Origin of the sequence: Roseburia sp. 1XD42-69 (assembly GCF_003612565.1) — a bacterium.
Classification (GTDB): domain Bacteria; phylum Bacillota; class Clostridia; order Lachnospirales; family Lachnospiraceae; genus Roseburia_B.
In genome coordinates, this window is the sequence record NZ_RAZG01000208.1 from 1 (window position 1) to 1471 (window position 1471).

The 1471-nt window shown below is 42.6% G+C and carries 1 protein-coding gene; it reads left to right on the top strand.

Going from position 1 to position 1471, the window contains the following annotated elements; translation table 11 throughout:
• The first annotated feature begins 191 nt into the window (after positions 1 to 191).
• Positions 192 to 1454 carry an IS701 family transposase gene (locus tag D7Y06_RS25105; RefSeq protein ID WP_442970477.1) on the top strand — a complete coding sequence of 421 codons (1263 nt, stop codon included), beginning with the start codon at positions 192 to 194 and terminating at the stop codon, positions 1452 to 1454.
• Positions 1455 to 1471: the final 17 nt, after the last annotated feature.

Sequence of the window (1471 nt, forward strand, 5' to 3'; positions counted from 1 at the left end):
ACACCACTTTACAACTTTTTGAAAAATAAAATAACGCACAAGACACTTTCTCATGTATAATAAGTTTGCACATCAAACTATACGAAAGAGAGTGATCTTGTACGTCAGACTTATTATACAACGAAAATAATCTAATTGGTAGACTGTACCGTTATTTTTATATTTATTTTAAAACTTTTTCCGCACCCACTATTGAAACCCTGTTTCTGCTGGTATTATCTATACTTGCTATGGAGTCAGCGGCCTCCATCCGTTCATTGTACAGACATTTTTTGGCGGGGATTACGAAAAAATCCCTGAATGCATTTTATTACGCATGTTCTTATGCAAAGGCAGATTATTCCAGATTCATGAATACCACTGCGGGCATGGCTCTGAATCTCATACCGGAAAAACTACAGTCACAGCCTGTGTTTCTGTGCATTGATGACACAATGGTTTCGAAATTTGGCAAAAAATTCGAGGATGTTTCAAAGCTTTTTGACCATGCCGCGCATCATGGTTCAAACTATCTGAACGGACACTGCTTCGTAAGTGTAATGGTCTGTGTCCCGGTATGGAACAAAGGCAGGATCCACTATCTTTGCGTTCCGCTTGGATACCGCATGTGGCAGAAAAAGGAATCCAAGCTGGAACTGGCTGCATCCATGATACGGCATGTAATGCCTGTATTCCATGAAAAGAAAAATGTCATCATCCTCTGCGATAGCTGGTATGTAAAGAAGAACCTTGTTTCCATCGTGGATGAGTATGAAAATCTGGATCTTATAGGGAATGCAAGATCCGACTCCGTTATTTATGACCTGCCGCCGCAGCGCACGGGGAAACGGGGACGGCCTGCATCGCATGGAAAAAGGCTTTCTATCCATGATGATTTTACGCTGTCTGATGAAAAAATCGGTGATTACTATATGGCCGTGCGCCATGTCCTTACGAACATTTTTGGAAAAAGGACAGTCCTGGCATATGTCACATCCGCTGATAAAGCAGCGGGCGGCAGGCGTTTGTTTTTCAGCACAGTTTTCCCGCAACAGCTGCAGATCTTCTGCGCATGGCAGGAGAAATCCCCGCTAAACCAGACAGGGAGCAGCCGGATGCAGTTTATTCCCCTGATGCTGTATGCATTTCGATGGCCGATAGAAGTTAGTTACTACGAACAGAAAACTTTCTGGTCACTGTGCAGTTACATGGTCCGCAGCCGCAGAGGGATTGAAATGCTGGTCAATCTGATTAACATTTCATACTGTGCGATGAAGCTGCTGCCATACCAGGATGAGGCGTTTTTTAAATATCAGACAGAAAGCGTGCAGGAGTTTCGGTTTGCTCTAAGCGAACAGATTCGCCAGCAGGTATTTTATGCCATTTTCGTAGAAAAAGTCGAAACCAGTATAAAATCAAATGCCCTAATAAATGCCTTAAAACAGCTAATTAAGAAACAGGGGCATCATTTATAAAGTTGTAAAGTAGTGTA